Annotated in this window: 14 protein-coding genes; 8 read left to right on the top strand and 6 right to left on the bottom strand. The window is 39.9% G+C overall.

All coding sequences use genetic code 11. The features are described 5' to 3' along the window. Nucleotides 1-108: 108 nt before the first annotated feature. Together H6G86_RS23050 and H6G86_RS23045 are read left to right on the top strand one after the other, a co-directional pair. A complete protein-coding gene (locus H6G86_RS23050) occupies nucleotides 109-1,692 on the top strand; it encodes a glycosyltransferase family 39 protein (RefSeq protein ID WP_190936262.1) in 1,584 nt (527 codons plus the stop codon). A gap of 166 nt (nucleotides 1,693-1,858) precedes the next feature. Then, entirely contained in the window at nucleotides 1,859-5,851 is a 3,993-nt protein-coding gene (locus H6G86_RS23045; RefSeq protein ID WP_190936261.1) for a DUF2157 domain-containing protein, read from the top strand. Between the two features lie 245 nt (nucleotides 5,852-6,096). Here the strand turns inward: H6G86_RS23045 and H6G86_RS23040 are convergent, their stop codons facing one another. The 4 genes from H6G86_RS23040 to H6G86_RS23025 form a co-directional block, all read right to left on the bottom strand. Continuing rightward, a complete protein-coding gene (locus tag H6G86_RS23040) occupies nucleotides 6,097-6,654 on the bottom strand; it encodes a peroxiredoxin (protein WP_190936260.1) in 558 nt (185 codons plus the stop codon). Between the two features lie 57 nt (nucleotides 6,655-6,711). Beyond that, entirely contained in the window at nucleotides 6,712-6,954 is a 243-nt protein-coding gene (sipA, locus tag H6G86_RS23035) for a regulatory protein SipA (RefSeq protein WP_190936305.1), read from the bottom strand. 214 nt (nucleotides 6,955-7,168) lie between these two features. Continuing rightward, nucleotides 7,169-7,690: a Coq4 family protein gene (locus tag H6G86_RS23030; RefSeq protein ID WP_242064925.1), complete on the bottom strand. Its 522-nt coding sequence runs from the start codon at nucleotides 7,688-7,690 to the stop codon at nucleotides 7,169-7,171. A 67-nt stretch (nucleotides 7,691-7,757) separates the two neighbouring features. Next, complete coding sequence (locus H6G86_RS23025; protein ID WP_190936259.1) at nucleotides 7,758-8,276, bottom strand: Spy/CpxP family protein refolding chaperone; 519 nt, start codon at nucleotides 8,274-8,276, stop codon at nucleotides 7,758-7,760. A 390-nt stretch (nucleotides 8,277-8,666) separates the two neighbouring features. Between H6G86_RS23025 and H6G86_RS23020 the strand changes: the two genes are divergently transcribed. Further along, nucleotides 8,667-9,932: a sensor histidine kinase gene (locus H6G86_RS23020; RefSeq protein WP_190936258.1), complete on the top strand. Its 1,266-nt coding sequence runs from the start codon at nucleotides 8,667-8,669 to the stop codon at nucleotides 9,930-9,932. After that, nucleotides 9,932-10,585 carry a response regulator gene (locus tag H6G86_RS23015; protein WP_190936303.1) on the top strand — a complete coding sequence of 218 codons (654 nt, stop codon included), beginning with the start codon at nucleotides 9,932-9,934 and terminating at the stop codon, nucleotides 10,583-10,585. Before H6G86_RS23020 ends, H6G86_RS23015 begins: the two co-directional genes overlap by 1 nt. A 216-nt stretch (nucleotides 10,586-10,801) precedes the next feature. On the opposite strand, the gene H6G86_RS23010 is transcribed toward H6G86_RS23015, so the two are convergent. Next, complete coding sequence (locus tag H6G86_RS23010) at nucleotides 10,802-12,118, bottom strand: RlpA-like double-psi beta-barrel domain-containing protein (RefSeq protein ID WP_190936257.1); 1,317 nt, start codon at nucleotides 12,116-12,118, stop codon at nucleotides 10,802-10,804. 38 nt (nucleotides 12,119-12,156) lie between these two features. Continuing rightward, nucleotides 12,157-13,230: an undecaprenyldiphospho-muramoylpentapeptide beta-N-acetylglucosaminyltransferase gene (murG, locus tag H6G86_RS23005; protein ID WP_190936256.1), complete on the bottom strand. Its 1,074-nt coding sequence runs from the start codon at nucleotides 13,228-13,230 to the stop codon at nucleotides 12,157-12,159. A gap of 84 nt (nucleotides 13,231-13,314) precedes the next feature. Between murG and H6G86_RS23000 the strand changes: the two genes are divergently transcribed. The 4 genes from H6G86_RS23000 (at nucleotide 13,315) to H6G86_RS22985 (ending at nucleotide 19,384) form a co-directional block, all read left to right on the top strand. After that, nucleotides 13,315-14,154, top strand: a complete 840-nt coding sequence (locus tag H6G86_RS23000) for a DUF8623 domain-containing protein (RefSeq protein WP_190936255.1) — start codon at nucleotides 13,315-13,317, stop codon at nucleotides 14,152-14,154. A 242-nt stretch (nucleotides 14,155-14,396) separates the two neighbouring features. Continuing rightward, nucleotides 14,397-15,176, top strand: coding sequence for an SDR family oxidoreductase (locus H6G86_RS22995; RefSeq protein WP_190936254.1), 780 nt, complete (start codon nucleotides 14,397-14,399; stop codon nucleotides 15,174-15,176). Nucleotides 15,177-15,961: 785 nt separating this feature from the next. Beyond that, nucleotides 15,962-18,748 (top strand): PAS domain S-box protein, encoded by a 2,787-nt coding sequence (locus H6G86_RS22990; RefSeq protein ID WP_190936253.1) that lies wholly within the window; start codon nucleotides 15,962-15,964, stop codon nucleotides 18,746-18,748. Nucleotides 18,749-18,754: 6 nt separating this feature from the next. Then, the gene (locus H6G86_RS22985) at nucleotides 18,755-19,384 is read left to right on the top strand and encodes a response regulator (RefSeq protein ID WP_190936252.1); all 630 of its coding nucleotides are present in this window, start codon (nucleotides 18,755-18,757) and stop codon (nucleotides 19,382-19,384) included. The last annotated feature ends 10 nt before the right edge of the window (nucleotides 19,385-19,394 follow it).

Here is a 19,394-nt window from a genome sequence, read left to right as displayed (position 1 = left end):
CGCCGACCTACTTAACATAAAAACCAAAATATCTGCCATAACCTTTTATTGCGATAAGAATAAAATTCTATCCCCGTTCATTCATGCTTTGAGGAGATCGAGAACTACATGAGAAAGCAATTGTCAAAAAGCTGGCTTACTTCTCTATTTTGGTTACGTTTTTTAATCATAATTCTATTAGTAATAGGTGTGTTTTTCCGTTTCGTCAATATTGACAAAAAAGTCTATTGGGGTGATGAAGTTTTCTCCTCATTACGCATATCGGGTTATATGCAGTCAGAAATGAATGAACAGTTAAGCAATGGTAGTTTGCTTACTATAAAAGATTTGAGTAAATACCAATATCCCAATTCTGAAAAAAATACAATTGATACAATTAAAGGGATTATTGTAGAAGACTCACAGATTTTGCCGCTATACATTTTAATGACTAGGTTTTGGGTACAACACTTTGGTGATTCTATAGCAGCGGTAAGAAGTTTTTCGGCATTCATTAGTCTGTTCACTTTTCCCTTTATTTATTTGCTATGTGAAGAATTATTTGGGTCTTCACTAATCGGGTGGATGGCCATCGCTTTGGTAGCTGTTTCACCTGTTGAGGTCGTGTATGCACAAGAAGCACGAGCATACAGTTTATGGATAGTAGCCATCTTAATGTCGAGCTTCGCTATGCTGCGAGCCATGCGTCTTAAAACAAAGGTTAGTTGGTGGATTTATTCAGCAACATTAGTAGTAGGGTTTTATACTCATATATTTTTTGCCTTGGTTGCTCTTGCACAGGGAATTTATGTAATTACAATCGAACGCTTTCGATGGAGTAAAACCACAATTGATTACCTAATTTCACTCTTTGCAGGGTTTATAACTTTTGTACCTTGGCTTTGGATTATTATTACCAACCCTCAGCCACAAGCAGTAGATTGGGCAAATGTTAAACAAACGTTCTTTGGATCAGTTGAAAGATGGGCTGGTATCTTGAGCCGCGCGTTTCTTGATTTGGGTATTAGTCCTAGTGATTCAGGAAAAATTAAGTTTGCATTAATTCCATTTGTTATAATTATTTTTGCTCTAATTTTATACTCAATTTATATTCTTTGTCGAAGCACACCTAAAAAAGTTTGGTTATTTGTCTTAACCTTGATTGGATCGCTAGGGCTTCCCCTATTCATATTGGATTTTGTCTTTCAAAAGCGCTACGCTACTACTCGATATACCCTTCCCTTAACTTTAGGTATACAATTAGCTGTTGCTTACTTACTTACTACTAAATTAACTTCTATTTCTCCTAAAGTGTGGCAAAGAAAGCTGTGGCTACTTGTTGTATTTATGATAATTACGAGCGGAGTGATATCTTGTAGTCTCAACTCGCAAGCTAAGATTTGGTGGAATCAATTCCCTGAAAAATACCAAGAATATCCGAAAATAGCTAACATTGTTAGTCAAGGTAATCAACCGCTTTTAATTAGTGATGGTGGCATAATTCCATCAATTCAAATGCTTGGTCATTTAGTTGATCCCAAGGTGCAGTTTCAAATTGTCAAAAAGAATAGCTTACCCGAAGTTACTAATGGTTTTACTGACATATTCTTGTTCAATTCCTCTGATTATTTAAAAGCGGGAATTGAGAAAATTTATAACTCAAAGTTACAGCAGATAAACTACTTACTGTGGAAAGTAACAAAATCCACCTAAACCAAGGAAACGATCGCACCTAGGCTTTAAAAGCAGACGGTTAGTATTTGAATATCGTTACTAGGTTAAAAGTTAACATCAATTAGCCTAATAAGTGGCACAATTAGAACCAAAATATACTTTAATTGAAATCTACTGAAAGTATATACTGATACTGCTGCCGCTTATGTCATCGCCCCTTGAGCGCCCGCTAAAATTTGAAATTAGACTGCCATCGTCACATCCTCAGTTACTAGAAGGACTAGATATATGGCTACGTTTAGGTTTAATATCCGATACCCAAGTTAGGCAGCTATGCCAAGAGTTTCTGGTGTGTTCGGTCGTGTTGCCACTCCAGCCTGAAGCTAAAACAAAGGTGGTTTTTTTAACTTCTGATCCCGTGCAGGAGTTACCCGTAGCAGCTTTACAATCTAGCCGCCGTAGACAACAACAAAAAACTGTCGAACCCAACTTTGTCAGTACAATGTTGCAGTCCTTGGGGGCAGAACTGAGTGTACGCTGGCTGCTTTTTCTAGGGGTATTTCTGGTAGTGGTATCCTCTGGGGTACTGGCTGCGAGTCAGTGGGAAAGGTTTCCTGCTTCGGGACAGTATGGAGTTTTATTTGCTTATACTCTGAGTTTTTGGGGATTAAGCTTTTGGGCGACTAGACAAAACAACCTGAGATTGACGGCTCAAACTTTGCTGATTGTCACCCTTTTGTTAGTTCCAGTAAACTTTTGGGCAATGGATAGCTTTCAATTGTGGCAAAATCCTCTAGATTTGGTTGCAGTTGCGATCGCCTGGACTACCCTCACTGCTATAACTGTTTTACTCTCCAAAAATCGGACTATTTTTACTAATTTACGTACTGGCAAATTACCTATAGCCAATATTCTGGGGTTGAGTTATCTGCATTTGGGTTGGCAATTGCCAGGATTCCCCTTAATTGCCGTCTATGTGGCAATGATTGGCACAACTATAATTACTATTTATCACAATTACCAACAGCCTAATATTCTCAGTGAGGAAGATAGAAGCGATGTCTACGACGGGCTACGCCTACGCCGCAGTTTAAGTATAAGTTTACCTGCTGCTGTAATTATTTATGCTTTGATAGTGCTGCTAGTGCGGGCGATTTTTGTTGCTGGGGTAAATGTCACTCAGTTGGGATTAGCTATTGGCATTTGCGGCTGGCTAGTCACTTGGTTAGTACAGGAGAGGCTAGGGGGCAGGGGGCAGGGGAGCAGGGAGCAGGAGAGCAGGGGAGCAGGGGAAGCAGGGGAGCAGGGAGCAGGGGGAGCAGAGGAAGTAACTGTAATATACCCCTCATCTCTCTTTCTCTGGGAAAAACTTGGTGGGATTCTACTGTTTTTGGGTTGGCTGGTTTCGGTAGTAAATTATCCTTGGCAAGCAATAGCTGTAAGTGGTTTAGGTTTGTGGTTTGTGGGAAGTCGCTTGCGGCGGCACAGTTTAAAGCTAGACTTCGCTGCGGTTTTCGTCATCGGTTTACAGACGATTTGGCTAGGTTGGCGATTAGTACCTGATAGCTTACAGAAATTAGCGATCGCAACTGGTACTCAACTCACAAATTCTCAAAATGAACCTTGGGCTTTGCTGGGTGTAGCTTTATTTCCCTACATAATTTTGATGGTGGCGCTTACAGATAGTCTACATCGCACCGAAAAGCGAGAATTAGCTAAATTTGGCGAACTGCTCACCCTCTTACTGGGAGCTTTTTTAACAACGATCGCGATTGTCAATCCTGTATTGCGATCGCTAAATCTGTTATTTTCTACCATAACTCTGGTATTCGTAACTCAACGCCGTTCCTCCGCATCCCTTCCTCTGGTATATCTAACTCACATCATCGGGGTGCTGACATTTTGCTCTACCATTCATTGGCTGGCACCAACCCTGAGTCAACAAGTCTGGGCAAGTATTTTATTAGCTCTGATGGTTGCAGAATGGCGATTTAGCGTAGAAGAAGGAGTCTGGCAACGTAGTGCATGGGATATCGGTTTAGGGCTAGCTGCCGCTAGTTTTTTTCTATTGTGGATGAATGCAGAATCATCTTGGTATGGTGTCGCTGATAGCCAAGCTTATTTGGGAGCCTTATGGCTAGTTACGCCTATAGCTCTCACGGGTGTTGCAAATTGCACAATTACAGAACGTCGGACTACTACCCGTTACTTGAGTGTCTTGGCTGTGGGAGTTGCCCAGCTACTTACTCTACAGTTACCAGGAACCAGATTAATCGGTTTGGCAGTAGGTACAGGGCTAATGTTCGTAAATACGCGCTATTTACGAAACCAACTATCTGCGGTAATTACAGAAGGATTTGCTCTAAGTTTCATCGTGGCGCTGCTGTGGACGGGTGTACCTGGTTTACCTCACCTCGTTCTCGGAGGTTGGTTTCTCGTAGGCGCGATCGCCATCCTAATTCTATGGTTAGCTAGGACAGTTTTGAGCCGACGCGGAAACGAATTAGCACTTAATTATGCAGCCGCCAGTGATAAATGGGCGATCGCATTGTGTGCTTTTGAGTTGTTGAGTTTGACACTACACTCAGTGCTGATTTACTCAGGGTTTATCACTTCGGGATTTTTGTACTTAGCTGCCACTTTAATCACCTTGACAGCTATTGTTTATCGCAGTTGGCGAGAACCGACAAATTGGGCATTTTATGGCATCGGGTGGTCTTTAGAATTGTTAATTACCCAAGTGTTGGGATTTGGGGAACGCTCAACTGTTAAAATTGCGATCGCAAATATCGCTTTAGGTTTAATCACTCAACTTGTCGGAGAGTGGTGGCGGCGACGACATCAATTAGAAAAACTTCCTAGCAGCCTTCACATTTTGCCCTTAATTTATGGTGCATTCAGTGTGTTGCTGCGTTTGAACACCTTCACCGAGTGGACTGGTTTATATTCCTTGGGTGTAGCTTTAATCATAATTGGCGTAGGGCGACGGCACGAGAACTTTAAACCCCTGCTGTACTTAGGAATTATTGGCATATCAATTTCTGCTTATGAACTTTTGTTCTATCAAATGTTACAAGCTTCAGGAGGAGCATTAGGTGATGGATTGATTGCCATGTCTGCCCTTGGTGCCAGTATCATGTATGCTTACCGGATTTTGTCACCTTGGCTGGTAAATTACTTACGCCTAACTCCCCAAGAATTGAAAAGAATTGCCCATATTCATTGGGCTTGGAGTAGCTGCTTATTAATGGCTGCCATTCCTCTTCCCATTGGAATTAACCGTTTGGTGGGATTAGCAACAGGGGTATTTTTGATTCGTTATGCCATCTTTCAAGGACGAAATTCGCGCACTTCCCCCAGCATTTTGGGAAGAATCACCATAGCCGAAATGTGGGTTTACCTTGGCTTATTAGAGGTAGCCAGTATGAGGGTTTATTGGCGCGAGACAGCAGTGGGAAAATTTTGGGCTGGGCCGTTAGTTCCTTGGAACGGTGCGATCGCTTGTGTGGTAGCCTATTTTCTGTATATCCTACCTTGGGAAAGTTGGGGTTGGTCTAAAAAACCTTGGCAGCAAGCCGCCTACATCATACCACTGATAATTTTGTGGGAAACGAGGCTGCAAACTTATCCCATTACCTTGGTACTCGCAGCTGGATTCTACATCTTCCTCGCAAAGATTGGTAAAAACATCCGTTTTACATATATTAGTGTGGCGTTGATTGATTGGGCAGTTTACCGATGGTTTGATTCCTTACGCCTGACTGATATTTTATGGTATGTAACGCCAATTGGATTATCACTGCTTTATATTGCTCAAGTAGATACCCAACTGAGGCTACCAGAGTACAAAACACCTCGCCATATTTTGAGATTGCTAGGTAGTGGTTTAATTTGTGGATGGGCAATTTTATTTAATCAAAACACAGCCTGGATACCTGGAATTTTCAGCCTCATCGCCATTTTTGCCGGATTAGCTTTGCGAGTGCGGGCTTTTCTCTACATTGGTACAGCCACTTTTTTAATTACTACAATCTATCAATCGGTAATTTTTAGTTTGCAGTATTCCTTTTTAAAATGGGTTGTTGGCTTACTAGTTGGCATCCTGCTGATTTATATTGCTGCCAACTTTGAAACCCGTCGCACTCAAATAACTTCTTTAATTCGTAGCGCCATTGATGAATTTCAAACATGGCAATAGAGAGAGGAATGAATGGCACTAGTTATAAGACACAGCCCTTTCCCTGAATGCTTCTCAGCCTTTGGGCTTATGTTAGTGCCATTCCAATACTACTCGGGTTTTGCATTTTCAACTCAGAATTTGGTTTGGGGAAAAGGTTAAAGGATAAGGGTTAAAGGTTTTTTATTTCCCTTTTCCCCTTCCCCTTTCCCCCAAAATCCGACAAGTATTGAGTGCCATTCGGGGCAAAGAGTTTTTATTGAAGTCTAAGAGGCTGTAGACTGTAACTTTTCTAATCGTGCCAGCACTTCTGAACTATGAACAGTTGGGTTGACTTTGACAAAAGTCTCGCGCAAAACACCTTGAGGATCAATGATAAAACTATGGCGCATAGATAAGAAGCCGAGCCACGAACCGTAAGCTTTACTCACTGAACCATCAGTGTCAGCTAAAAGTGGGAATTTTAGCCCTTCAGAATCACAAAATTTGGCGTGAGAATCAATATCATCAGCGCTTACGCCAATAATCTGGGTATTTTTTTCGAGGTATTGGGGTAAGTCTTGCTGAAAACGGCGAGCCTCTATAGTACAACCAGAGGTGAAGTCTTTAGGATAAAAGTAAAGAACTAGCCACTTACCACGCAAATCAGAGAGGGAAATTTTGCCATCACCTGTGTTAGTTGGCAAAGTAAACTCTGGTGCAGGTTGATTAATTGCGGGAAGTTTACCACCAAGGGCATCAGCAGCAGGTATAAAGTTCAGCCAGCTGATAACAGAAATACAGCTGGCAAATAATATGTTTAAAAAAGTGCGGCGGGAAATCATGGTGCAAACCAGAATCACAACTTTACACAAGTTTACAATTCTTAGTCGCTCCAAATATTACTTAGAGTCAGATTCGCTAGGTTTATCTATGCTTTCGATGTATTGGCTATCTAAGAGAAAAGCTCCCCTAGTGAAGCGAATACCCCAATATCCACCAGGACGGCGGTCAAGGACTATACCTTCTTCGCCAATGTGAATAACATCAGGGGGGCGCAGCATGGGCATAGGTTCAGCAGTTTTGACGAAGGGTGGTAGTGCCACAACACGGACTTTACTACCAATTGCGAATTCTTGAGACATCTTAATCAAGCTAGGAGTTTTGATTAACTCATAACTCATAACTATCTTGAAAGTCTAGTAAATAGGGTATCTATCCTAGTGGCAAGCTTTACGGCTTCCTGTAGGGTATTGCCACTACGATGTAGTCTTTTCTGTCTAATGCGTAAGTATTAAAATAGGGAAAGGGAAAGGGGATGAAGTTTTTCCCCTTTCCACATCTTCTGCAAGAAGCTTGTTAATTTTTGACTATGGAAAATAAGGACTGAACATTAGTCAACGGTAAGTGCCATAGTAATTCTGGTTGCCAAGTATCTGGGTCAAATTGAGAATTACAACCGCGTTGGTACGCTTGCCAAAGTCTAGCCCAGCTAAATTGTTGTCGAGAATTTAGGCTTTTATGAATGACTCGTAGCAATCCTAATCCCAGCATCAAATTAGTAATACTAAATTTTGTTCCTAATAAAAATGCCTGTACTTCTGCTTCACCCATTAAGTCAGCACCATAGCCTGTAAGGATGTGAATCCCATCATGTAGTTGTTTACGACGGCTACCGGTGGTAAAGGGCTGGAAATTGTGTTCATTGAGGAAATCTGCCCAAGTTCTGCCAAAAGTGTCAGTAGGAAGGAAACGTAATTTTTCTATTTCTACAATTTGGGGAACATCTCGCCCTTGTGCTACAGCAATGCGATCGATTAAATCTAAAACCTGTTGCAGGCGAGGAGCGGTATTTGGAGAAGCGACCAAGGGTTGCATCATAATTTATTTTGGTTGAATGAGATGGACAGCATTGCCCATCTCAAAATTATTATTTTTTAAAAGATTATTATTGAGGATTACCTTGTTGACGACGCGAAGGAGCGTTTTGACGATATTGCTCTATTTTTTGGCGCTGTTCAGGGGTTAAGATTGCTTGAATCTGTTGTTTCTCAGATTCCCGAATTTGTCGCATTTGGGTTTTCTGTGCTTCAGTCAGATTTAAGTCAGCATAACCACCCTTTCCTCGACGTTGACCTGGTTGGCGTTGACCTTGACCTGTTTGCCCCTGAGCCTTACGCGCTTGCCACTCAGCCCGACGCGCTTGTTTAGCTGCTTCTAATTTTGCCTTTTGTTCTGGGGTCAAAACTGCTTCAAATTTGGCGCGGCTATCGCGACGAATTGCCTGAATTTGGGTTTTTTGGGTATCTGTCAAACCCAAGTCTTTCCAAGGGCCTCTTTCTTTTTGTGGAGTTTGTGCCAGTAACACGGGTGAAGGAGAGGCTGTTTGGGCATTAACAGCGAAGGAGGTTGCAGTTAAAGTTAGAGCGATCGCTCCAGCGACTAGCGATAATGCTTTGAGTTTCATTTCTTGTGGGTTTTTCCTGGTTGGTTGTCACCATCATAAGAACTTATCTTTACTAGTTACATGAGGAGAAAGTCATGGTTCTACCCATGACTTTAGTCATGATTGAATTTTGACAAATTTGATTAACAATAAATAGTTAGGTGGTAGGAGTATTTGGGAGGAGTTGGGAGTTATATATAAAATAATGAACATTTTTATAATAATTGATTTGTAAATCTTTCTTTAGCTTTATTGCATATTTTGGTGTAGCCCATATTTACTATTAATTCTTCACTTAACGAAAGATTTAAACCGTGAAATATACTACTCAAATTTTCAAAATTTTATAATTCTGTATTTTTAATTCACACTCCAAAATTTTAACTAATTTATAACTTGAGCCAAACAACAATGAATCATCCAATTCAAATTAAAAAACATCCTTTTCCATCTCTGCTTTATCTAGAATGGACACTACTGGCAATTACTGCATTAATAGCAGTTATACCACCTCCGTTACGGCGATTTCGTCCCAAGCTTCCAGAACTAACAATTTGTGGTTTATTTCCAGACTTATCAATTTGTAATTTCTTACCAGAACTATCAATTTATAGCTTGATTATTTTTGCCTTAATGGGTTTAAGATTACCCAAAAGCAATCAGACATCTAAGATAATATACACAGGCATTGAAATTTTATTGATTTTAATAACTGGACTTTTTGGTGAAAGATTTGCTCGCCTTTTTCCTTTCCTTTACATAATTTTAGTTACTCGTAGTTGCCTGATTTTTCAGTTAAATGGACGTTTATTCGTTACAAGTTTGTCATTTGCATTATTTTTAGTTACTATCCAACTAAAATATCAGTTATTCAATTTTCAAGCATCGCCACAGGCACAAGAGCGATATCGATTTTTAATTTTGAATTCGTCGCTGGTATTTGGTTTAAGTTTGGTTTTTGTGTTGTTGATGATGAATGCAGTATTGTCTGAACGTCAAAGTCGAGAAAAGCTAGCGATCGCTAATGAAAAACTCCGTGAATATGCGATGCGAATTGAAAATCAAGCTACCTTAGAAGAACGTAACCGCATCGCTCGTGAAATTCATGATTCATTAGGACATTCTCTCACTGCTTTAAATCTGCAATTAGAAACTGCTTTAAAACTATGGCAATCTAACCCAGGTAAGGCTGAGACATTTCTAGCAACAGCAAAGGAATTAGGTTCAAAAGCACTAAACGATGTCCGCCAATCTGTTTCTACTATGCGTTCTAATCCTTTACAAGAGCAATCTTTAGAACGTGCGATCGCTAGCCTTGCAGAAAATTTTCATCGTTTCAATGGCATTTTACCAATTTATCAAATTAACCTCGAATATCCTCTACCACCTGAAATCAACACTGCTATTTACCGAATTACTCAAGAATCTTTGACAAATATAACTAAATATGCTTACGCAACCGAGGTTAAACTGGAACTCGCTACGATCAGAGGAAATTTGCGATTGATAATTCAGGATAACGGCAGAGGTTTTGATTTAGGGCAAAATACTACTGGTTTTGGACTTCATAGTATGCGCGATCGCACTTTAGCGTTAGGAGGTGACTTTAATATTAATAGCACTCCTGGTTGTGGTTGCAAAATTACAGTTAATATTCCCTTAATGAGGTTGAGATGATGATTAAAGTATTGTTAGTAGATGATCAAGGTTTAATTCGTCAAGGATTAAGAGCCTTATTAGAATTAGAAGCAGATTTAGAGATCGTGGGAGAAGCAGAAAATGGTGAACAGGCGATTAATTTGGTTGCAGAATTTCAACCTGATGTAGTATTGCTAGATATCAGAATGCCTATTATGGATGGAGTTGCAGCGACGAAAGAAATTCAAAAACGTTTTCCCAAAACTAAAATTTTAGTACTGACGACTTTTGATGATGATGAATATGTATCAGCAGCATTAAAAAATGGGGCAATGGGTTATTTATTAAAAGATACGCCCTCAGAAGAATTAGCTGTTGCGATTCGTGCTGTTTATAAAGGATATACTCAATTAGGCCCAGGTATAGTTAAAAAGCTGTTAACTCAGTTTTCTAATGGTACACCAATCCATTCAACACCTGTACCATCTACTTTAACTGAACTTACTCCTAGAGAAAAAGAGGTTTTGCGGTTAATTGCTACAGGCGCTAGTAACCGAGAAATTGCTCAAGAACTCTATATTTCTGAGGGGACGGTAAAAAATCATGTGACAAATATTTTAAACACGTTGAATCTGCGCGATCGCACTCAAGCTGCGATTTGGGCAAATACATATTTATCCTATTTGAATTAGCCAACTTAAATAATTCGTAATTCGTAATTCGTAATTCGTAATTTTAGCCTTTAAATTAATTATATTAGCGGTATCAATACGGTTCGGTTAAGGTAAGAGACGCGATAAATCGCCGTCTCTACAAAGGACTGATTGTTGTAAAGACAGCGATTTATCGCGTCTTTGTTATCTAGGGCGATCGCTTCGCTACTGGATAATCTATTGTTCTGAATTCCCTTACTTTTTAACTAAAAAATATGCTGTAGCATAGTCAGGCAATTGGCTGATTTTCTGACCAAATTCTTTTTTATTATTAAATATACCTGCCAAAAAATCTAGCTGATAAAGATTGGGTAAAAAGGCTCCTCCTGTATCGGCAATTACTCCCATTCGCAGATGTTTGCGACCACCTTGAGTATGCTCAATTACGACCACTTTACCTAAACCAATATTCAAAACATCTCCAGCAAAAGTAACTCCGGGTTTGATAGAAATTTTTGCATCTATTTTATATCCATAGCCTTTAATAGCATCAACTTCTCTAAAATACCAATAACGTTTTTGTGCTGTTGCTTTCAATCCGCGAATATAAGACATTCCATTATTTCTGTCTACATTAAAAAATGCCTTATAACCATCTGTAAAATTAATTAGTATTGTTCCTTCCATAATTGCTTCTTCTAAGCCATTTCTTGTTAGATAAGCGAGACTGGTAACTTTTCCAAATTCTTTACCACCTGGTTCATAAATACCTGATAACACATCCTGCTTGGTGTATTTTGTATAGAATTTGTCGTTATTAGCGTTGTCTTTTAAGCTATAAATTGGTGTATTAAAATTAGAGGTTTTCTTACGAGAACCGGGATGAGTAAAGACAGCATATTTGGTAATTCGTAATTGTTTTTGCTGTTTATTTTTTGGGTTATAGGGAGACCATTTTATAACTCGAAAATTGGTATTAATAAAGTTAGGATCTTGCAAACGAGTAGCTCGGTTATTAGCGATATCCTCCTTTAAGACAGCAATCATGAAATTCAAAGTGTTGAGAACATCTGGTATAGTTACTCCTTGAGTCGCAAGCATTCCTGTACGGAGAATATCTGGGTCTTCTGAAGAGTAATCTTGAAAATATTTTCTAGTATTAACTAGAACAGTTAATAAATCTCCTTGATTGAAGTTAACCTTACTACTTGGCAGTTTTCCTGGGCTAACAACTTGGCTGCCATTAATACTAAATTTATATTTTTTGAACTCATCGACAACTGGATAGGGTGCAGATGCAGCTAGTAAATTTTGCTGAGATAAAAAAGCGTTTTGCTTATCGATAACTTCATCAGATATTTGTTGAGCAACAAAAGGATTTTGAAAATTTGCAGTAAGGGAAATCTGTGATTGAACTGGGGCAGAATTTTCTTGCTGAGTAAAGGGCTGATTTTGTTGGGCTAGCTGTTTATTTTTTGACTGAGTATATAGATGGCTACTAGCTAAACTGACAAATAATAAGGCAGCACAACCTACTGTGAAGCGAAATTTTGGGTTGGATAAGATATTCATAACTTGGAAATTAAATTTCTAATACTAAATAATCGACGTTATGTTTTTACCACCTCACGCACTAATTGCGCCAATTTTTCGGCACTATCGGGAACTGCGATCGCATGAGCATTTTCACCCATCTTTGCTAACTCTTGTGGTGACTGCAACAAATTCAACACATTACTTTGCAATACTTGCGCTGTCAACTCCGATTGTTTCAGGGTTAACGCCGCACCAGCTTTGGTAAATACATCTGCATTGTAAGATTGATGGTCTTCTGCGGCAAATGGGTAAGGGATCAAAATTGCTGGTGTTCCACACACTGCTAATTCTGTCAAGCTACCGGCACCAGAACGACTAATGGCAAGAGTTGCTCGTTGCAACAACGCCGCCATATTGTTGTAAAAAGGTAAGGCTATGTACTGTGGATGTTTGAGACTATCTGCTTCGGGATCGCGATCGCCAGTTAAATGTACTACATAAGCACCAGCATCAAACCAAGCCTTTGCAGATTCGCGCACTAACTTATTAACCGCAACTGCACCTTGGCTACCACCAAAGACAACAACTAAGGGAACACCATCAGGAATGGCTAAATCCAGGGGTGAGTTAATTTCTCCGTTGAGAAATTGCGATCGCACAGGAGTACCAACACAGACATTTTTGGCACGAGGCAAATACTTAGCAGCTACTTCAAACCCCAAGGCTACCGCACTACACCAAGGGCCAAAAAAGCGAGTTACTTTACCTGGTAAGGCGTTAGATTCGTGGAAAACCACGGGTAAACCGAGAGAACGTGCCGCAATGACAGCTGGCCCGGCAATGTAACCCCCAGTGGTAAACACCCCTTGAAAATTTCCCTGTTTGAGAATTCGTCTGACTTCTATAATCGAACCAGCGAGTTTAGCCAAAATGCGAATCGAAGAGAGTCCAAACCCTTGCTGAAACCCTTCAACTGCAATAGTATTCAAGGGATACTCTTTAGGGACAAGTTGAGTTTCCAGCCGATTGGGTACTCCCAGCCATTCGATTTGATAATCTGGAAGTTTTTCTGCCAGTGCGATCGCTGGAAACAAGTGTCCACCAGTCCCACTGGCAGCTATTAATAATCGTATCGGTGCGTTTGCCATCAAACCTCTACCGTTTAGCGTCTAGCTTAACTAAGATAAAACAATTTCCTGACTTTCTCTCATCAAATCAGTAAACTCTTGCCAATGACTAAAATTATTGCTGCTTTTGCAAAACGCCAACTCAAATTTCCAGCCAGTATTTGGCTGGTTTCGTTCCTGCTAACCCTTGGTTTAACAAGTGGTTGGCAACGCACTCAAGCGACGACACCACAGCAATTAGCCCAAACTGGTGCAGTTCAAAATGCACCAACCGATTTAAAAAACCTGTTGACACAAGTCGATGCAGCTGCCAGCAAGGGTGATGTCAAAGGAGTGTTGCAATTCTACAGCCCATCTTTCACTCATGGGGATGGATTAAACCTCCAAACCCTAGAAAAGTCTTTGGTTTCACTTTGGCAACGATATCCTAAATTACAATACAGTACCAAACTGCTATCTTCAAAATCTGAAGGCAATGGGATTATTGCCGAAACAGAAACGAAAATAACTGGCTTACCCTCCGGTAACGGGAATAATTTGGCTCTCGATGCCACAATTAAATCGCGTCAGCGCATTGAAAGCGGTAAAATTGTCCGCCAAGACATTTTGGCAGAACGCACCCAACTTACCTCTGGCAGCAAGCCACCCAAAATTGATATTAAATTACCACAACAGGTACAAGTTGGTCAGAAATATAATTTTGATGCGATCGTCCAAGAGCCACTTGGTGATGATTTTCTCCTAGGAACGGCGCTAGAGGAAACCATCCAACCAGAGAAATTTCTCAACCCCACACCCGTAGATTTGCAATTATTAACATCCGGTGGACTGTTTAAAACGGGACAAGCACCATCCACCCCTGGTAGTCAATGGGTTTCTGCTGTCATCCTGCGAGGTAACGGAATGACGATGGTAACTCAGCGTCTACAAGTGGTGAAAAAATAATCAGGAGTTAACGCGGTGTGCAACTTTCTTTCAAACCTAACCCCCAACCCCTTCCCTTCTAGGGCTACTTATCTCTTTGTGGGGGAGAAAAATAGAAGTGGGGTTCTAAGAATAAGTTGCACATTGCGTGAGTTAGGAGCTAGGAGCTAGGAGTTATAGACGACTGATGATAAATTATGAACTATGAAACTTGTGCTAATTCATAATTCATAACTATTAACTCCTCACTTCTAACTATCCTAATGACTTCCCTACAAAATCAAATCATTTTGATTACTGGCGCAAGTAGTGGTATTGGTACTGCTTGTGCGAAGATCTTCGCTGGTGCGGGTGCAAAACTAATCCTAGCGGCACGACGGTTAGAACGTTTGCAGCAGCTAGCAGATGCTCTTGTTAAAGAATTTGGTACTGAAATTCATTTATTACAGCTAGATGTGCGCGATCGCAACGCTGTCGAAGAAGCCATTTCTACTCTACCGCCTGCCTGGTCTGACATCGACATTCTGATTAATAATGCTGGTTTAAGTCGTGGTTTAGACAAGTTGCACGAAGGCAGCTTTCAAGACTGGGAAGACATGATTGATACTAACGTTAAGGGTTTACTTTATGTTTCCCGTTATGTTGTTCCGGGAATGGTGAGTCGCGATCGCGGCCATGTGGTAAATTTAGGTTCCATTGCCGGACATCAAACCTATCCCGGTGGCAATGTCTACTGTGCTACCAAAGCTGCTGTGAGAGCAATTTCTGAAGGTTTAAAACAAGACTTGTTGGGAACACGGGTACGTGTAACTTCCGTTGACCCTGGTATGGTGGAAACGGAATTTAGCAAGGTGCGGTTTCACGGAAATACTGAACGCGCTAAAACAGTCTACCAGGGAGTTACGCCACTGACAGCAGATGATGTGGCTGATGTGATATTTTTCTGTGTGACGCGATCGCCCCATGTCAATATTAACGAAGTTGTGCTGATGCCTGTTGACCAAGCTAGCGCTACGTTAGTCAATCGGCGAACAGAAAAGTAACCCAATTTAAGAAAATTAATTTCTAAACACTCCCACATATTTTGAAAATTTTACTACGCTCATTTCCAAAAAACCGTTGGTTATTTGATATTAGTAAAAATACTTTATTTAATGTATTTTTCTTTTTTCGTATGAAATTACCCTGCGAAATCCACCTTAAAAAGTACAAAATCTTGGGTTTTTGAGACGCGAGAAATCGCCGTCTCTACAAGTGTTTTGGTCTTACGTGAACTGTATTGTCTTAAAAAGGGAGGCTTTGATTCTGGTCTTGCAAACTGGAGCGACTGGCGTGGGTTAGGGGGGATCAATAAGAACCTGGAATAACAAGCAACTACTTTTAAAACATCCTTTAAGGCTAGTTGGAAAATCTGAGAAAATACGGGAAATTACAATTTACTCAAAAAATTATAGCTTTTAGTTGTAGATGATTGCGGAAATTGTTTAAATTGTCTTGTAGTTATATAATTTTTGCTTATTAAAAAATAAAAAAAGCATCTATCCTAAGAGAGATTTTTTAGGGTTAATCTTTCTGTATGCATTTTTTAGAACTAGATTATGCAAAAATGATTTTTACTCCTACATAAAATTCATATATGTTATTTGAAGAAAAGTGCTGACTATACAACTTAAAGGAAAGATTAATTATTAATCAAAATAAAAGTGCTGTAGTGAATGCAGGATGAGTTAAAAAAGCCTGAACTACTTCTGTTTCAGACACTTAAAATTTTCGGAAGTTTAATTTCTTAAGTAAATTTTATAATCTTGACAATAAAAGGAATATTTTATTGTTTAACAAAATATCATATCTTCAATACTTTCTTTCTCTTCGCTTTAAACCTTCTCTGCGAACCGTTCTGATTGTTCCCTTTATTCTGCAAATCTTAGCGGTGGTGAGTTTAACAGGTTATCTCTCATTCAAAAATGGGCAAAAAGCAGTAAATAATATTGCCACACGGCTACTAAGTGAAATTAGCCAGCGTGTTCAGCAGAATCTGCATACTTTTCTTGAAACTCCCCAGCAAATTAATCAGAATAATGCTAATGCTATTAAACTTGGTCAATTAAATATACAAGATTTTGCTATCTTAGAAAAATATTTTTTTGAACAATTAAAAGTATTTAGTCAAGTTAGTCTAATTGGGTTTGCCAATAAAAATAAAGAGTTTATTTCAGCAGAAATATTTCCTGATGGCTCTTTGACAATCAGAGCATCTGGTAAATCGACTAAATATAATTTACGGACTTATACTACTAATAAACAAGGCACACGCACGGGAATAAAGGATTTTGGAAAACCTTATGATACTCAAAGACGTGATTGGTATAACAAACCGATAGCAGAAGAAAGACCAATTTGGAGTAAAATTTATCCTCATAATTCTGGTATTGCCTTGTACATAGCTGCTAGTCAGCCTGCTTACGATAAACAGGGAAATTTGCAAGGTGTATTACTCTCAAATTTAAACTTATCCAAAATTGGCACTTTTCTACAAAATTTAAAAATTGGTAAAACAGGCATAAGTTTTATTGTTGAGCGTCAGTCTGGAAGATTAGTAGCAACTTCAACTAATGAAAAACCCTTCCGCTCAAATAATTTAGAGACACAATTAGCAGAAAATAGAATTCAGCCATTTTTGGCTATAAATAGTAATGATAAAAAAACACAATTTACTAGTAAATATTTAAAAAATAAATTTCATGAACTTAAGTCAATTAATAGCTCACAGCAATTATATTTCTCGATAGATGGTAAGCGGCAGTTTATTCAAGTTTTACCCTTTCAAGATAATCGAGGACTTGACTGGTTAATTGTGGTAGTAGTCCCAGAAGATGACTTCATGCAGGCAATTAATGTTAATACCCGCACCACTATTGTGCTGTGTATTGCTGCTTTGATAGTGGCTGTAGCTGTCGGTGTTTTAATTTTACGGTGGATTACTCAACCAGTTCTAGCTTTAAAAAAATCAGCTTTAGCGCTTGCTCAAGGTGAATGGGAAAAAAGAATAGAAATAGAGCGTTCCGATGAATTGGGGGAATTAGCAAAGTCATTTAATAGTATGGCAGATCAACTGCAAGAAAAATTTTCCCAAATGCAGGATTTAAACAAAGCTTTATTGCAAAGTGAAACCCGTCTGAAACAATTTCTTGACGCTATACCTGTGAGTGTTTCGATAGATGATAGTAGTGGGCAACTCTACTATACTAATCGAGCTTCACAACAGTTAGTCAATGTAGAGTTATTACCATTTATCGAATACGAAAATATAGCAGAATATTATCAAATTTATCTAGCTGGAACTGACCAGTTATGCCCTGCTGATGAACTGCCAATTGTATATTCTTTAGCTGGTAAAACTATCCATGTTGATAATCTTGAGTTTCGCCACCCGAATAAAACTATCCCTGTAGAAGTTTTAAGCACCCCAATTTTTGATGAATCGGGGAAAGTAATATATGCGCTCACTGTTTGTATTGATATTACCGAACGCAAAAAAGCAGAGAAGATTCTAGCTGATTATAATTCGATTTTAGAGCAACAGGTTACTGAACGTACTCTAGAACTACAACGAGAAATAGCTGAACGCAAGCAGGCAGAAGTGGCGCTTTTAGAGAGCGAGACGCGATTTCGGCTATTAGCAGAGGCAACATTTGAAGCGATCGCTATTACCGAACAAGGCATACTTTTAGACACTAATCAAACCTGTGCTGAGATGTTTGGTTATGAACTTTCTGAGTTAGTTGGTATGCGTGTCATGGATTTTACTGCTCCTGAATATCGGGAACAGGTGATGCAGAAGATTCGCTCAGGAGATGAAGGAATTTATGAAACTGTTTGTCTTTGCAAGGATGGAAGCACATTTCCGGCTGAGATCAGAGCCAGATTTATGTCATATCGTGGGCGTACTATCAGGATGGCTGCAATACAGGATATCACTAGTCGTAAGCAGGCTGAACAAGCAACCGTATTGGCAGAACGTAACCGCTTGGCACAGGAAATTCACGATACTTTAGCACAAGCCTTCACCGTTGTTATTGTCCACTTAGACACCGCCTCACGAAAACTGACAACAGATATAGAAGTAGCACAGAAATTAATCAAAGCAGGGCGAGACTTAGCTCATTCTGGTCTAACTGAAGCACGCCGTTCGATAAAAGCATTACGCTCTCAATTATTAGAAAACGGCGACATTTTTAATGCTCTCAATCGCTTCGCCATACAGATGTTTTCCCCTACCAATACACATATTGTCTGCCAATTAATAGGTGAGATATACCCCTTGTCTCCAGATGTTGAAAATAACCTACTCCGTATTGGACAAGAAGCATTAACCAATGCCTTCAAGTATGCCCAAGCTAGAGAAATTCAAATTGAACTGGCGTATCAAGAAAGACAGTGCAGCTTGCAAATCAAAGATGATGGGCAAGGGTTTGACATCGCCAGTGTATCTGTTATCAACAGCTTTGGGCTGTTAGTCATGAGCGAACGGGCTGAACGCATCGGGGCAAAACTAAAAATTCAGAGTTCGCCAGGACAGGGAACAGAAGTTTCAGTGTTAGTCTACCGAGGGTAAATGATTATGAGTCAATCCAATGTCATTCGCATCCTGCTTGCTGACGATCATCCCATCTTGGGACAAGCTTTAACAATGTTTCTTCAATGTGAGCCAGATATGACTGTAATCGGCCATGCTGGCGACGGGCAAGAAGCGTTAGAACTTTTCCACCAACATCAACCCGATGTAGCGCTGATGGATTTGCGAATGCCGAAGATGGAAGGTGCTGATGCGATCTCAGCCATCCGTGCTAAGTTTAAACACGCTCGGATCGTTGTATTGACTACCTTTGATGGTGATGAAGATATCTATCGGGGATTGCGGGCTGGTGCAAAGGGCTATCTCCTCAAGGGCGCTGAACCGAATGAACTCTTGGATGCGATTCGCACTGTTCATCAAGGACAAAAGTATATTCCGCCCACTATAGCAGCCAAGCTAGCCGAGCGGATAGGTAGTGAGGAATTGAGCGATCGCGAGTTGGAGGTGTTGCGCCTAATCGCCAAGGGCAAGAATAATCAGCAGATTAGCAATGTCCTCAATATTGCGGAGAGTACCGTCAGGTTCCATGCTAATAATATTTTCGGCAAGTTGAACGTTAGCGATCGGACTCAAGCCCTAGTCACCGCCTTGAATCGGGGGATTGTCAGGCTATAGTTTGCATGTT

This window comes from Nostoc sp. FACHB-133, assembly GCF_014698055.1.
In the GTDB taxonomy this organism is placed as follows: Bacteria; Cyanobacteriota; Cyanobacteriia; order Cyanobacteriales; family Nostocaceae; genus Nostoc.
This window is presented reverse-complemented; position numbering and strand designations above follow the sequence as displayed.

Coding starts and splice junctions, on each gene's coding strand:
- H6G86_RS23050 (WP_190936262.1), top strand. CDS start 109: ATGAGAAAGCAATTGTCAAAAAGCTGGCTTACTTCTCTATTTTGGTTA.
- H6G86_RS23045 (WP_190936261.1), top strand. CDS start 1,859: ATGTCATCGCCCCTTGAGCGCCCGCTAAAATTTGAAATTAGACTGCCA.
- H6G86_RS23040 (WP_190936260.1), bottom strand. CDS start 6,654: ATGATTTCCCGCCGCACTTTTTTAAACATATTATTTGCCAGCTGTATT.
- sipA (WP_190936305.1), bottom strand. CDS start 6,954: ATGTCTCAAGAATTCGCAATTGGTAGTAAAGTCCGTGTTGTGGCACTA.
- H6G86_RS23030 (WP_242064925.1), bottom strand. CDS start 7,690: ATGATGCAACCCTTGGTCGCTTCTCCAAATACCGCTCCTCGCCTGCAA.
- H6G86_RS23025 (WP_190936259.1), bottom strand. CDS start 8,276: ATGAAACTCAAAGCATTATCGCTAGTCGCTGGAGCGATCGCTCTAACT.
- H6G86_RS23020 (WP_190936258.1), top strand. CDS start 8,667: ATGAATCATCCAATTCAAATTAAAAAACATCCTTTTCCATCTCTGCTT.
- H6G86_RS23015 (WP_190936303.1), top strand. CDS start 9,932: ATGATTAAAGTATTGTTAGTAGATGATCAAGGTTTAATTCGTCAAGGA.
- H6G86_RS23010 (WP_190936257.1), bottom strand. CDS start 12,118: ATGAATATCTTATCCAACCCAAAATTTCGCTTCACAGTAGGTTGTGCT.
- murG (WP_190936256.1), bottom strand. CDS start 13,230: ATGGCAAACGCACCGATACGATTATTAATAGCTGCCAGTGGGACTGGT.
- H6G86_RS23000 (WP_190936255.1), top strand. CDS start 13,315: ATGACTAAAATTATTGCTGCTTTTGCAAAACGCCAACTCAAATTTCCA.
- H6G86_RS22995 (WP_190936254.1), top strand. CDS start 14,397: ATGACTTCCCTACAAAATCAAATCATTTTGATTACTGGCGCAAGTAGT.
- H6G86_RS22985 (WP_190936252.1), top strand. CDS start 18,755: ATGAGTCAATCCAATGTCATTCGCATCCTGCTTGCTGACGATCATCCC.